Source organism: Hassallia byssoidea VB512170, assembly GCF_000817785.2.
Classification (GTDB): domain Bacteria; phylum Cyanobacteriota; class Cyanobacteriia; order Cyanobacteriales; family Nostocaceae; genus Hassallia; species Hassallia carrinoi.
In genome coordinates this window covers 122,057-135,475 of the sequence record NZ_JTCM02000002.1, presented here as the reverse complement: position 1 = coordinate 135,475, position 13,419 = coordinate 122,057, and the positions used below count along the sequence as shown (strand labels likewise).

Here is a 13,419-nt window from a genome sequence, read left to right as displayed (position 1 = left end):
CAACGTGATTCAGGATTCCTCTTACACTTATGCCTTAAGTGCCATTGCCCAAGCCTATGGCAAGCTCAACCAACCCGAAAAAGCCGCTCTTTTGCTCGAAAACGCCATCGCCTCTGCCAACGTGATTCAGGATTCCTCTAACAAAGCCGATGCCTTAAGAGACATTGCCCAAGCCTATGGCAAACTCAACCAACCGGAAAAAGCCGCTCTTTTGCTGGAAAAAGCGATCGCCTCTGCCAACGTGATTCAGGATTCCTTTTACAAAGCAAGAGCCTTAAGTGCCATTGCCCAAGCCATTGGCAAGCTCAACCAACCCGAAAAAGCCGCTCTTTTGCTCGAAAAAGCGATCGCCTCTGCCAACCAGATTGAGGAATCCTATTACAAAGCCGATGCCTTAAGTGCCATTGCCGAAGCCATTGGCAAGCTCAACCAACCCGAAAAAGCCGCTCTTTTGCTCGAAAAAGCGATCGCCTCTGCCAACGTGATTCAGGATTCCTCTGACAAAGCAAGAGCCTTAAGTCCCATTGCCGAAGCCACAGCGAACCTGAAAAACTGGGGACAGGCACTGAAACTGACGCAACAATGCCCCAGTAACGATTGTAAGGTGGAATCGCTGACGAAGGTTTTAACGGTTCATGCCGAGCAGCAGCATCCTGAGTTGAAGCAGGAGGAGGAGAGCGAAGCGGAATGAAGCAACCGCAAGGACTTGGCGATTGCTTCTCTTCGAGACGCTCCGCGAACGCTTCATTTCATTACGCTCGCAATGACATAAATAATTTTGCGTAACCACTTATATAAAAAACCATATCAAATAACACCGTGAAAAAAATCCTCATCCTCTCCGTCAACCCTAAAAACACAAGTCGTTTGCGCTTAGATGAAGAAGTGCGGGAAATCAAAAACACACTGCAACTATCTCCAAATCGAGAGGAATTTCAAATCATCACTGAATCTGCGGTACGAGTGGATGATTTAACCCGCTTTTTGTCTAATCATCAACCAACAATTCTTCACTTTTCCGGACATGGCTCTGGTACTGATGGATTAGCCTTGGAAGATAATTCTGGACACAAGCAACTTGTCAGTACACAAGCCCTGGCAAAGCTATTTGATTTGTTTCAAGAACAGGTTGAGTGTGTTGTACTCAACGCCTGCTACAGCGAATCACAAGCCACAGCAATTCATCAACATATTGATTGCGTGGTGGGAATGAATCAGGCAATTGGAGATAGGGCAGCGATTAAGTTTAGCGTCGGATTTTATACTGCTTTTGCGGCGCTCAGGAATTATGAAGATTGTTTTCAAATGGGTTGTACATCTATTGATTTGCAGGGAATTCCAGAATCTTTAACCCCTGCGATCAAAATTAGGCGACGGCGTTATCAGACAGTACAGCCAACAAATCCAGTAAAATCTGACAAGGATAATAATATGAGTCATGATAACAAAGGCGGACAAAACCGTTCAGGTTCTATTGGAGGTAATGCCACTGGTAGCGCAATTATAACGGGAGATAGTAGCACTGCAAACATAAATTTCCAACAAGTCAGTTTACCCGCACCTGCAAGCGTCAACATAGAGGCAGAACTCAACGCCTTACGTGAGATATTAGCGAAGTTAGAAACCTCAGACCGTCGTAAAATTGATAATGCCTTTGCTGATGCCCAGGAGGAGCTAAATAAGGCACAGCCAGATAAAGATGAAATGGGTGATGCATTAAACCGAGCGTTGAAATATGCCCAGAAAGCCGAAGGGTTTGCCTCTGCGATGGAAAAACTTCAGCCGCATCTAGCTAAAACTACTGCTTGGCTAGGTGAGAATTGGCACAAATTATTGAGTATAGTTGGTTTAACAATTTAAGTTTTGCCTTTTGACTACATACCACAAAACTTTACAATCATTGCACCCCACCCCTTAGTCCCCTCCCCGCTAGCGGGGAGGGGAGACGAAGCGTAGCTTTGGCGGGGTGGGGTTCTTCCGGTTTAATAAGTAATAAGCTGCATGGCATGATATTAAGTCTCACGCAAAGCCGCTAAGAAGAACTTTGTGTTTCAGTGAAATTTTTAATGATATAGCGATCGCACTATACATATTGATGTCAATCCTCATACATTTAAACAAAGAAGCATCACATAGGTTGACATCACCATGAAACGACGCTGGAAGTCTCTACTGCTAGCCTGGAATTGGGTACTGCTGTCATTGGGTACATCAATATTGATTATCCTGACGCAACCTATTTCACCCGTTCCCGCACAAGAACCACCTGCTGTTGAAGCTACGAAAAAGCCATCAGAACCAGAAAAACCCGCAAACACTCCGGAAACAAGTGAGAAAAAGCCATCAGAACCTGAAGCTAGAGACAAAAAGCCATCTGAGGCAGCCGAACCCCCACCCACTCCCGAAGAACTCGCTCGGCGGCAAAAATTGATGGAAGGAGATAAGCTATATCTTGCGGGAAATCTCCCAGAAGCCGAAAAAATGTATCGTCTTGCGAAAGCACCTTTCACCACAAAATTAAAGAATCAACAACGCAAACCTGCAATAATCGATCCAGCACAACTTTCCCCAGCAGGTAAAGTATACTGGCGGGAAGCCGAAGCCGGAATCGCCAGTAAGCTGCAAACTAGAACATTAGTACCACTGCAACTATTAGTTGAACAAGTTCCCGAATTTATCCCCGGTCATATAAAATACGCTGAAACTCTCAAACAATACGGTGATAATAAAAAAGCATTAGCTGTATTAGACAGAGCTGCAACGCTGTATCCGAATCAACCAGACTTAATTAAAGCCAGAGTTGCAGCACTTGCAGATGCGAAAAAATGGATGGAAGCTTCTTTAGCTGCGCGTCAATTTGCGATTCTCAATCCCAACGATCCGCAAGCACCAGAATTTAAAAAGTTAGCTGACGACAATCTCAAACGTTATAAATCGCATATCCGCGCCGAAGTCAGAGGTAACACGATCGCCAACATCATAACTGGTGCATTAGGTTACGCTGTCACCGGCAGTCTTCTGGGTCCATTCTCTGCCCTTGATTCTACCATACTGCTGCTACAAGGGGAAGGAGCGATCGGTGAATCTGTAGCCAAGCAAGCAAAAAAACAACTGAAATTAATTAATGACGAAACTGTTGTTAAATACGTTGATGAAATCGGACAGAAACTAGTTAAGGTTTCAGGAAGGGAAGAGTTTAAATACGAGTTCTTTGTCATCCCTCTCGAAGACCTTAACGCCTTTGCGCTACCGGGAGGCAAAATTTTCATTAATGCGGGTGCGATCGTTAAAGCAAATTCTGAGGCAGAATTAGCCGGGTTAATCGGTCACGAATTATCCCACGTCGTCCTTTCCCACGGCTTTCAATTAGTTACCCAAGGCAACTTAATTTCCAACGTCACTCAATATTTACCACTTGGCGGCACCATCGGTCAACTCTTTGGACTTAGCTACAGCCGCGATATGGAACGTCAAGCAGATAACCTCGGTACACGCTTGATAGCTACCAGCGGCTATGCTTCTGATGGTTTGCGTAACTTAATGGCGACGTTAGAAAAACAACAGAAAAACGCTCCACCTACTTGGTTATCTTCTCACCCAGGTGGTTCCGAGCGAGTTAGCTATTTAGAAAGCTTAATTTCTGACACTGGCTATAACCGCTATGCTTATGAAGGAGTAGGGCGTCACCAAGAAATTAAAGAACGGGTAAAGCAACTACTCAAAGAGAAAAAAGAACGTGAAGACCAAAAAAAGAAGCCAAATGATGAATCAAAAAAATAAATTCTTCGTCATTTGAACTATCAACTCCCTAACCACCGTTCTGTTGAGGATGATTTATGTCATCAAAAACCTTTAAATTTCTGTTTTTTGGCAGTTTGAGTTTATCGCTCTTACTGGGCAATACCGCAGCATTTGCTCAATACAGTAACACAACTACCAGAACCACCACAACTACTTCCGATGGCGTTGTCGTACCTACAACATCAACAGGTGGTTCAATACCATCAAGACCAATAGATAATTCTACAGGTATACCCAGCTCCCCCAGCGTTAACGAGATTGCTCGGTTTAGCTGTCAGCCATACAATGGTCAGTATACCGTAATGTATCAACCACAAAGTCAATCAAATCAATATTTTCCGTGGGCAGCACCGGGAACATTAGGTGGTGGTTGGAATTCGCAAGCTCGTTGTAATGCGATCGCCAGTCGTTTAGAATCATATCGTCAAGATGGCTTATTAGAACTGCAAACAGCCGTCGAAAATAACCAGAACACAATCTGCGTCACCACCGAAGCTAATCCATCCTGTCGAATTGTCCTGACAGTACCTCCGGGAAGAGATGCCTATGATGTACGCAATAACGTCTTCCAAAATCTGGTTTCTGCCGACAATGGACAATACACCACAGCCGTCAACACTTACACTAGTCGGGGTAACGGAGCGAACGATTTATACAACTTAGGTCGGACACTTCTCGGTAGTGGCAATAGTCGCACTAATAATCTGGCATCTTCTAAAGCCGGAATCAATCTCAAACCATTCCTCGACCCCAAAGATGGTGGTACTGCTACTGGTTTGCGGAATGGCGTAGCACGTCAAGGTAATTCGCAAAAGTTGAATCCTCGTAATTTCCGTTAATTGATTGTCTTGGCTTAAAACCTCAAATATCTCCCTCATATCCCCCCTTTTTCTGGGGGGATATTTTTTATTTTTGCACTTATTTGGGATAAGGCGAAAGGGCAAAAACCGTCTCTTGTAGAGACGCGATAAATCGCAGTCTCTACAAGGGTTTCGGGCAACGCATAATTAATTTATGGAGATGTCTAATTACTCTATCTTTGAATTACTCAATCTTCCTGCCAGCCAATTACGAAAGCTGGCATGATAGAAACTGTAATTAGTTTTTGTCTCTATTCGCTGTTGCACTAAGAACTCAAGCCAATTTTCCAGCACTTCTTCGACTTCGTATTCATCTTCATCAATTATTTGAGCGATCGCACTCGCTGACATCCCTCCCTTAGACGCAGATGTGAGGACGCGAAGCACTTTCAACGCTACATCAGACAAACCCTCTTGTTTCATTTTCTGCCAATGCTGGATAAAGGAATGCACATCATCCCAGTTTTGTTCTGAATACTGAGATAAATCAAGAATCTGCGACGGTACTTCAATTAATAAACCGGATTTTTCTCTTTTGAAGGGACGACGGGTGAGAATAAAATAGACACCATCCGGCAAATATCTGGGAAGATAAAACAGATTTGTCCCGGTTGGTTGGCTGTTACGGTCAATCGCGTCTAAGGCATCAATAGCAATTATCAACCGTTGTGGTGCTTGTAACTTTTCGCTGATTTTCTGAAGCAGCAGCGAAAGAAACCAACTACCCTCAGTGGCATTATCAGGAATCTCTGTTCCCCATTCCCCGTTCTCCATTCCCCTGATTAATTGCGTACAAACATCCTTGAGAAATTCCTCGGCACAATTTTTCCCCTCAACTTGGGCATTGTAATAAACAACATTACTGTTTTCCGTTACATACTTGGCGAGGATTGCACTTTTGCCGCTACCGGGTACGCCAACAATGGTGAAGTAACCCCGGTTGTGGTGGTGGAGAAACTCGTTGATGGCGGTGAAGATGAAAGGGCGATCGATAAAATTTTGGCTTTTTTCGAGAATGACTTGTTGAAATTCCCTTGGGTAGGAGGCGAAATTAATGGCGGTTTGGGAAGGTGAGGTATTCATGGTTACACCTCTATGCCTTCCAAGCGGAGGAAATGCAAGCGTCCTGAACGTTCGCTTGCCACAATTGTTATGCCATCAGATGCAACGGCGCAGCATGTTAAAGCACTTTCCCCACTAAAACTGGCTATCACATCTTGATTTTCCAAATTCCAAACTTGGAGAGTGTTGTCGTATGAACAATGAGAAATTAAATGTTTACTATCTGGTGTAACTGCAACAGCGTTTATTTGATTAGTATGACCCTTGATGCACAGGATTTCCTCTCCTGTTTTCAAATTCCAGACTTTGAGAGTATTGTCTACTGAACTAGAAATCAACCGTTTGGCATCAGGTGTTACAGCTACAGCTTTTACAGAGTCGGCATGACCTGGTAATGTGTAAAGCTCTTTTCCCATTTCCAAATCCCAAACCTTGAGAGTTTTGTCATTGGAGGCAGAAATAATCAATCTATCAGACGACATGAAAGTTACAGAATTAACCTGTTCAGTGTGACCTGTGAGCGTATTAAGTTCAGTTCCTGTTTTCAAACTCCAAACTTTAATCGTCTTGTCTTTTGAGGCGGAAATTACTTTTTTATCAATGGGTGTGATAGCAATAAATGTTACTTCATCCGTATGACCTCTTAAAGTAAAAATTTCACTTCCGTTTTCTAAGTTCCAAACCTTAATAGTTTTGTCCCTTGACCCAGAAATAAGTAGTTCGCTATTAGGCGTAACTGCAATTGTATTTATTTGGTCACTATGACCTGGGAGCGTAAGATGTTTCTTTCCTGTTTGCAAGTTCCAAATATTGATAATTCTTTCCTCTAAACCAGAAATCACCCACTTACAATTGGGTGTCACTGTCACAGATTTTATATAGCTCTTACAACCTTTCAGCGTAAATATTATTTTACCAGTTTCTATATTCCAGACTTTCAATGTTTTAGGAACTGAACCATGTAAAGGTTTACCAGACCCAGAAATCACCTGTTTACCATCTGGTGTCACCGCTATTGCTCCTACCCAGCTATTATGATTCGCGAGAACATCTACTTTTTTTGCCCTATTTAGATTCCAGACTTTGAGAGTATTGTCTAATGAACCGGAAATTATCTGTTTGCTATCATGTGTCACTGCTACGGACGTTAAGGGACTAGTATGAGCTGGGATAATATTAATAGTTCTTCCCGTTTCCAAACTCCAAATTCTAATAGTATTGTCCCATGAAGCAGAAATTACTCGTTTACCATCAGGTGTCACAGCCACAGCTTGTACAGAGTCAGTATGACCTATTAAGGTGTAATGTACTTTTCCTGTTTCTAAACTCCAAATTTTGATACTTTTGTCATCAGAACCAGATATTATACATTTTCCATATGGCGTAAAAGCTACAGAATTTACCTTTTCTGTGTGACCTATAAAAGTCTTTAATTCTTTCCCTGTTGTTAGACTCCAAACCTTAATTGTTTTGTCTTCAGAACTAGATATTAATCTATTACCCCCAAGTGTGACAGTAATAGATGTTACTTGGTTTGTATGACCTTTGAGGGAGAAAAGTTCCTTTCTTGTTTTGAAGTTCCAAACTTTGATTGTTTTATCACTCGATCCAGAAATTAGTAGTTTACTATCAGGCGTGACTGCTACAGTATTTATATTGTCAGTATGACCTGTAAGAGCAAAAATTTCCTTTCCTGTTTCCAAATTCCAGACTTTTAAAGTTTTGTCATTCGATCCAGAAATCATGTACTTGTCATCAGAGGTTACGGTGATAGCATCTACTGAGCTTCTATGACCTGCGAGAGTACGTAGTAAACGCCCACCAGGGGGACTTAAGGTAGGTGTCAATAGACGCAACCAAGTTGTTTTACTCTGCTTTGCTTGTTCTAATAAAGCAAGAATTTCTGGCTCTTTAAAAGGTAGCAATCGCCCCCATAATTGCTCTATCAACTGCGTTTTATGTTTTACCAAAATATGTGCCGAAAGTTGTAAAGCTCCTTTAATTAATTTCAAGAGTTTGACCTTATTTTGGTCGGACTCTATGTTGACTAATACCTTTGTATTATCAATTAAATCATAATCATTAATCAGCGCCTGCACACCAAATTGAGGATGATTAATTTTTGCTTCTATAAATTCAAAATCAGTCAACAGACGGCATAATTTATTAACTTGACCACCTTCTAACCACAAACGTGGAACTTCACCCAAGAAAAGTTCTGTTTCTTCCGATGACAGTTCAGCTAACCTGCTGCGGACATTACTCATCGCCAAAAAGTCCTCCTGTAATGTTGTCCGCAACTTCGGCGCTGATATCTGGCAAATTCACCCCCGCCGCCTGCACAATATCCTGGCGATGCAAAAAATCTCGGAAGCTTTCGTGATAAAATCTGTAACGCGGTGATTGATTATTTTCTTGCTTCTGCAAAAACTGCGCCCAGCCATTAAGAACTTCCTGCACAGTCAACTCATTCTGCTTAGAATATTTGGCAATCACTTCACGGGAAGCAGCGCTACGTAACGCACACATGACATAGACAATCTTAATTTTATTTTTCGGTAAAGGTTTGCTTGTCATGCCCATGAGTTGCCAGTGGTTTTCATAATATCCTTGTAAACCTACAGGTAATTCATCCAGAGGTTTATTATTGTAAAAACCTTCAGCGATCGCTGGCAAGACACAGCGCAAATACATAAAATTATTTTCGCTTTTTGTCGCTACCTCTTCCACAAACTCAGTATTAGAGAGATTTTGCTTTTCAATCCACTGACTCAGCCCCTGTTTATATTCTCCATCATTGAGCAATAGCCAAATATACTCTTTCACATCCTGACTACTCCTTTCAGGGTAGTCTCTTAAGTCCAACTCCTGGGTGGGAACGCTGGGGGAAACATTCAACCTTTTCTCATTCTGGTTATAAGGTCTTCTTGTCAGCAGAAAGTAAACGTTTTCTGGAAGAATAGTAGGTAAATATAAAAGGTTTCCGGTCGATTCATGGTCAACTTCATCCAATGCATCAACAACAATTATTAGGCGATCGCCAGCAGTAATTTTTTCGCTAGCTTTGGTCAGCAAGCTTGATAAATCAGCATCGGCTGCATCCTGCAACTGGTAACGATTCATCAATTGTTGGCGGATTTTTTTCAGGAACAATTCCGGGCGATTCATTCCCTCAGCGCGAACATTAAAAAAGCAAATAGCTTCTGGATTATCCAACACGTACTTAGCAGAAATGGCACTTTTCCCCATTCCTGCATCACCCACAACAGTGAAGTAGCCATTAGAGTTCTTGCTGAAGAACTCTTCAATAGCATCAAATACGAATTTCCTACCACGAAATGACTCTGTTTTATCTTTAATTAATCGCTCAAATTCAGATGGAATTTGCTGCGGATACCAATCTTTTGGATCAACTATATCAGTTGGTTTAATCTTTAAAACTTCAGCAATCTTTAAAATAATCCTTCTTTCAACTCCATTAGGGCAGTCTTTCGTACCTAGTAAACGTTTAATTGTGTCACTGGAAGTACATGCTTTATCTGCAAGTTTTTCTATAGTTAAACCTGCTTGTTTATAGGCGTTTTGGAGTTTAATCTTCCCTTCTTGGCTAGATTGAACTTTATCTGATAGCATCATAAAATTTATTGAAAAATATAAATTATAAATAAATCATACTTAATTTAAGTTTACTTGTGTAGGGCAGTTAGGTTTTATTGGATTGCCCCATCTGCCCCAATATTTAGGGCAAATCAAAATTGAAACTCAACTTATCTGCCCTCGAATTTAAATTGTTGCCCCAATAGGATACAAATATGCAAGTTCAGAAAAACCTTGCAGATAGCTGTCAATCAATAAATTCTATACACAAGCGAGGTCAACAATTCATGAACTTCAATATTTTTTCCAAACCCCAACCCAACAATAACGATGCTGCACAAGAAATGGAACAAAAAATAATTGAAGAATTATTACGCCAAGCGCGTCTCACCTTTAATCTTGCTTTAGGCGTAACCGCAGCATCTGCGATGATGACATTATCTGGTGTGGGACTACTCTATTTAAATAAAGTACCAGAAGCCAGCGTTACCGCAGGTGCAGGAATTCTTGCCAGTATTAGCAGCGTTCAGTTTGCCAAAGATGCAAAGGAAGAACTGCACGAGATTATAGACAATTTGCCAAAATAACGCCGGAGATGGGGATGGATGCCTCTTCGGGCTTAATATAGTGGTGTGCGATCGCACCCCGCTATCTAAAACTACAACAGCAGCATGCCATGCGATCGCTCAACTCAGCTAGGTTGTCTAATAAAGAGACGCTTTTTAAAGCGGCAAAACATGATTCATTGTTACAATACGACCATTCCCCAACTTACCAAGACACAACCATGATTACTCAAATGATGGTTCAACCCTCATCCTGGGTAGAGTCTGGAATTAAAATTAGTAAAGTAAGAAATTTGCATCTATTCAAGTTTACTGATGAACTACAGTCTCAGCTTGAAGAACTTTCTCTTAATAAAAAAGCTGGAACACTGACTTCAGAACAAGAAGCTGAACTAGCAGGAATATTAGAACTTGATAGAATTTTTACCTTGCTAAATGCCAGAATAATTGCTGAGTCATGACAGTTAATGATGCAACTATAAAATTAGTTAGAGAAAGAGCGAAATACCTTTGCGAATACTGTCATTCTTTAGAAGAAGCAAGTGCGGCTCAGTTTTCTATTGATCATATTGTTCCGCAGTCTCTTAGTGGTTCCGATGACGCTGATAATTTGGCGTTAGCCTGTCAACGTTGTAACGGATATCGTTATAATTTCACAACTGGCATTGACCCAGAAACAGGAGAAATGATTTCTTTGTTTAATCCTCGTAAGCAAAAATGGTCTGATAACTTTATATGGTCAGCAGATGGTTTAACAATTTTCGGCATTACTCCTACAGGACGAGCTACTTGTAATCGTTTAGACCTCAATGATGAACGTCACAATGAAAGTTCTATTTTAAAAGCGCGTCGTCTTTGGATAAAAGGTGGTTGGCATCCACCAAGCGAAGATCCACGACAAGAAAGTAGAAATTGAAAAATTACTCAGTGAACAGCTTTTAAAAGCGGGCTGACTTTAGCGCTTCAGCGCTAACTACATTAATGAATTACAGATTATTATCTGTGTGTATGTGTAGTTTAATATGCAAAAAATCCCTAATCCCTAGTCCCTAGTCCCTAATCCCTAGTCCCTATATGACAGCCCAACGCATCGAACCCAACCCCGGACAAGAATCAGTTTGGGATTACCCCCGTCCCCCTCGTTTAGAGGACACAACGAAACACATCCAAATCATCTTTAATGATGTAATTATCGCAGATACCCGCAGCGCTAAACGTGTTTTAGAAACCAGCCATCCACCGGGTTACTACATTCCTCCTGCGGATATCAAAATGGAATACCTACTTTTGACACCGCGTTCTAGCTTTTGTGAATGGAAGGGAAGTGCCGGTTACTACAATATCCGCGTAGGTGACAAAGAAGTGCAAAATGCTGCTTGGTTTTACCCCGAACCTACACCAGAGTTTGCATCTATCAAAGATTATGTAGCTTTTTACGCTCACATGATGGATGCGTGCTACGTGGATGGGGAAAAAGTACAACCCCAACCAGGTAACTTTTATGGTGGTTGGATTACCAGCGATATTGTCGGACCTTTCAAAGGTGGCGCCGGCACTTGGGGATGGTGAGAAATATAATTACAGCAGGAGTTTGGAGTTTGGAGTTTGGAGTTTAGAGTTAGGAGTTAGGAGTTGTAGAGACGTTCCGGACCGAACGTCTGTACTAAAGTTAGGAGTTATATAATGTCGGCTTAAATACAAGTCAATTGCGATCGCCACTTTTTATCCAAAGTAGAGACAATTCATGAATTGTCTCTACTCCATTTTTACTCAATTGTCTATTTAGTTGCTTTCCTGCTGTATTTTTGAGAATTTTGAATGCACGTGGGTGCGAAAGTCAAAATATTTCTGTAGGAGCAAAAGAACTGTCAGTTGCCAATGTGCTTAAATCTTCAATGTTAATCAGCATCGTGTTACACATTTCGTCTAAAGGTAAGTTATGCAAAGCACGAGCAAAAGGATTTTCAATTTCAATTCCAATTTGTTCAATGCCAAACAAAGTAAAACTAATCAAAGCTACAACTAAACCTGTTGCCCAATTTAAATCTTTGACTAATTGAAATGGTAATGATAAACAGTAAATTAACAACAACTGTTTCAAATGAATAGCATAAGGTAGAGGCATTGGTGTTTGTAAGATTCGCTCACAACTACTAAAAGCATCTATAATATTATCTATTAAATGCTGCAAAGCTGTTACCTGAACAGGATTAACACGTTGGCGTCGATGTTGCTTCTGCAAAAAATCACTTACCCAAAAAGCAATTTCTAAAGGAGGAGTTCTACGACTTTGAAGAACAAAATACTCGGATGGGGACATCAATCCTTGTAACTCTGGGTTTATCGGTTCTTCTCGCAGATACAATTTTGTGGCAATTGTAAACGCAACTATTAACCGCAAAGCGGCAATTTTATGTTCTCTATCTTTTGGTCCTTGTTCTTCAATTACAATCCAAATTTGACGAGCTAAATTCCGAACATTGATAACTAAACTTCCCCAGTACTTTCGACCTTCCCAGAAACGATCATAAGCTGTGTTAGTGCGGAAAACTAATAATAGACCGAGAACAATACTCGGAACTAAAGCACTCAAAATAGGCAAAGAGACAGGTAATCCCAAATAATAAAGAAGCGAAATAAAAATGCCAAATACACCAGACCCAAGAACCTGGGGCATTATTTTGGGAATCACAGACTGTCTTAACTGAAAAGCAACTCGAAACCAGTTGACTTTTTTTGTACTCATTGAACTTTACCAGAGCATATTATACCAATTCTGTGTGAAGGTGAGAATTTACAAATAAAATCAGTTTAACAACCGTCCCACAGAAATTATGATACTGGGAAACGCCAAAGGATTTACTTCGCCATTACTTAGTGTTACTTCAGATGTATAATCGCCATTATTAGGATTGCGGAAAATTTTGAGGAGGCGATTTTTTAAATCCACAACCCAATATTCTGGTATTTCTGCTAAAGCATAAGCTTTTCGCTTTGCGTCTAAATCTTTACTCAAGCTGGTGTTAGAATATTCAATTAACCAAAAAATATTTTCCGGGTAAGGATGACGGGTTCGATATAGTGCCCGCAAAGGTTGGACGATCGCCAAATCTGGTTCGGGTTCGGAAGCCATCAAGGGTAATGTAATCGGCTTTGCATCACGCACGAGAACTTTTTCTCCTAGCACAGATCGCAGATAGTCGGCACCATCGGTACAAAGGAAGGCATGTTCTGGACCTTCTGGAGGCATTTCAACGACTTCCCCGTTTAATAGTTCAACATGACGTTCAGAAAGAAGACCAACTTCAACCATGCGGTGATACTCGTCTAGCGTCCATTTGGCTGTAGTAAGTGTCATTGTCGGTCTTACCTTAGTCGAGAGGTTCTATAAATATTCTGCCTTTAGATTCTATTGAAGCGTGCTTTTTACTCGTTTCGTTTGCTGCTTTATCTCCATAACGCAAATTCATAAAAGTATATGTAGGGTGTGTTAGGACGGAGTCCGTAACGCACCGTCCTTTATGCTTTGGTGC

13 protein-coding genes are annotated in these 13,419 nt (G+C 41.2%); 8 read left to right on the top strand and 5 right to left on the bottom strand.

The window, feature by feature from the left end:
• The 4 genes from PI95_RS01750 to PI95_RS01735 all read left to right on the top strand — a co-directional run.
• Window positions 1-691 (top strand): tetratricopeptide repeat protein (locus PI95_RS01750; RefSeq protein WP_373695662.1); only part of this gene is annotated, 691 nt, incomplete at its 5' end.
• A gap of 128 nt (window positions 692-819) precedes the next feature.
• The gene (locus tag PI95_RS01745; RefSeq protein WP_039748606.1) at window positions 820-1,860 is read left to right on the top strand and encodes a CHAT domain-containing protein; all 1,041 of its coding nucleotides are present in this window, start codon (window positions 820-822) and stop codon (window positions 1,858-1,860) included.
• 288 nt (window positions 1,861-2,148) lie between these two features.
• Complete coding sequence (locus tag PI95_RS01740) at window positions 2,149-3,780, top strand: M48 family metallopeptidase (RefSeq protein WP_039748607.1); 1,632 nt, start codon at window positions 2,149-2,151, stop codon at window positions 3,778-3,780.
• A 56-nt stretch (window positions 3,781-3,836) separates the two neighbouring features.
• Complete coding sequence (locus tag PI95_RS01735) at window positions 3,837-4,640, top strand: COP23 domain-containing protein (protein ID WP_039748608.1); 804 nt, start codon at window positions 3,837-3,839, stop codon at window positions 4,638-4,640.
• Window positions 4,641-4,829: 189 nt separating this feature from the next.
• Here PI95_RS01735 and PI95_RS01730 read toward each other — a convergent pair whose 3' ends face one another.
• The 3 genes from PI95_RS01730 to PI95_RS01720 are packed head-to-tail and all read right to left on the bottom strand — an operon-like array spanning window position 4,830 to window position 9,359.
• Window positions 4,830-5,744: an AAA family ATPase gene (locus tag PI95_RS01730; RefSeq protein WP_039748609.1), complete on the bottom strand. Its 915-nt coding sequence runs from the start codon at window positions 5,742-5,744 to the stop codon at window positions 4,830-4,832.
• Between the two features lie 2 nt (window positions 5,745-5,746).
• Window positions 5,747-8,023, bottom strand: a complete 2,277-nt coding sequence (locus PI95_RS01725) for a beta-propeller domain-containing protein (RefSeq protein WP_236116887.1) — start codon at window positions 8,021-8,023, stop codon at window positions 5,747-5,749.
• A complete protein-coding gene (locus tag PI95_RS01720) occupies window positions 7,983-9,359 on the bottom strand; it encodes a P-loop domain-containing protein (protein ID WP_039748611.1) in 1,377 nt (458 codons plus the stop codon). Before PI95_RS01720 ends, PI95_RS01725 begins: the two co-directional genes overlap by 41 nt.
• Window positions 9,360-9,535: 176 nt before the next feature.
• On the opposite strand from PI95_RS01720, the gene PI95_RS01715 reads away from it, so the two are divergent.
• The 4 genes from PI95_RS01715 to PI95_RS01700 all read left to right on the top strand — a co-directional run bounded on the left by PI95_RS01715 (window position 9,536) and on the right by PI95_RS01700 (window position 11,455).
• Window positions 9,536-9,907: a TRADD-N-associated membrane domain-containing protein gene (locus PI95_RS01715; protein WP_236116886.1), complete on the top strand. Its 372-nt coding sequence runs from the start codon at window positions 9,536-9,538 to the stop codon at window positions 9,905-9,907.
• Between the two features lie 200 nt (window positions 9,908-10,107).
• Complete coding sequence (locus PI95_RS01710; protein ID WP_039749050.1) at window positions 10,108-10,347, top strand: hypothetical protein; 240 nt, start codon at window positions 10,108-10,110, stop codon at window positions 10,345-10,347.
• Entirely contained in the window at window positions 10,344-10,802 is a 459-nt protein-coding gene (locus PI95_RS01705) for an HNH endonuclease (protein ID WP_039748612.1), read from the top strand. Before PI95_RS01710 ends, PI95_RS01705 begins: the two co-directional genes overlap by 4 nt.
• A 158-nt stretch (window positions 10,803-10,960) precedes the next feature.
• The gene (locus PI95_RS01700; protein WP_039748613.1) at window positions 10,961-11,455 is read left to right on the top strand and encodes a DUF427 domain-containing protein; all 495 of its coding nucleotides are present in this window, start codon (window positions 10,961-10,963) and stop codon (window positions 11,453-11,455) included.
• 268 nt (window positions 11,456-11,723) lie between these two features.
• On the opposite strand, the gene PI95_RS01695 is transcribed toward PI95_RS01700, so the two are convergent.
• Together PI95_RS01695 and PI95_RS01690 are read right to left on the bottom strand one after the other, a co-directional pair.
• Window positions 11,724-12,632, bottom strand: a complete 909-nt coding sequence (locus tag PI95_RS01695; protein ID WP_039748615.1) for a bestrophin family protein — start codon at window positions 12,630-12,632, stop codon at window positions 11,724-11,726.
• A gap of 60 nt (window positions 12,633-12,692) precedes the next feature.
• On the bottom strand, window positions 12,693-13,244 hold the full coding sequence (locus PI95_RS01690) for a Uma2 family endonuclease (protein ID WP_039748616.1): 552 nt from the start codon (window positions 13,242-13,244) through the stop codon (window positions 12,693-12,695).
• Window positions 13,245-13,419: the final 175 nt, after the last annotated feature.

Excerpts from the sequence above, each read along its gene's own strand:
- PI95_RS01740 (WP_039748607.1), top strand. The coding sequence starts at position 2,149 with ATGAAACGACGCTGGAAGTCTCTACTGCTAGCCTGGAATTGGGTACTG.
- PI95_RS01735 (WP_039748608.1), top strand. The coding sequence starts at position 3,837 with ATGTCATCAAAAACCTTTAAATTTCTGTTTTTTGGCAGTTTGAGTTTA.
- PI95_RS01730 (WP_039748609.1), bottom strand. The coding sequence starts at position 5,744 with ATGAATACCTCACCTTCCCAAACCGCCATTAATTTCGCCTCCTACCCA.
- PI95_RS01720 (WP_039748611.1), bottom strand. The coding sequence starts at position 9,359 with ATGATGCTATCAGATAAAGTTCAATCTAGCCAAGAAGGGAAGATTAAA.
- PI95_RS01715 (WP_236116886.1), top strand. The coding sequence starts at position 9,536 with ATGCAAGTTCAGAAAAACCTTGCAGATAGCTGTCAATCAATAAATTCT.
- PI95_RS01710 (WP_039749050.1), top strand. The coding sequence starts at position 10,108 with ATGATTACTCAAATGATGGTTCAACCCTCATCCTGGGTAGAGTCTGGA.
- PI95_RS01705 (WP_039748612.1), top strand. The coding sequence starts at position 10,344 with ATGACAGTTAATGATGCAACTATAAAATTAGTTAGAGAAAGAGCGAAA.
- PI95_RS01700 (WP_039748613.1), top strand. The coding sequence starts at position 10,961 with ATGACAGCCCAACGCATCGAACCCAACCCCGGACAAGAATCAGTTTGG.
- PI95_RS01695 (WP_039748615.1), bottom strand. The coding sequence starts at position 12,632 with ATGAGTACAAAAAAAGTCAACTGGTTTCGAGTTGCTTTTCAGTTAAGA.
- PI95_RS01690 (WP_039748616.1), bottom strand. The coding sequence starts at position 13,244 with ATGACACTTACTACAGCCAAATGGACGCTAGACGAGTATCACCGCATG.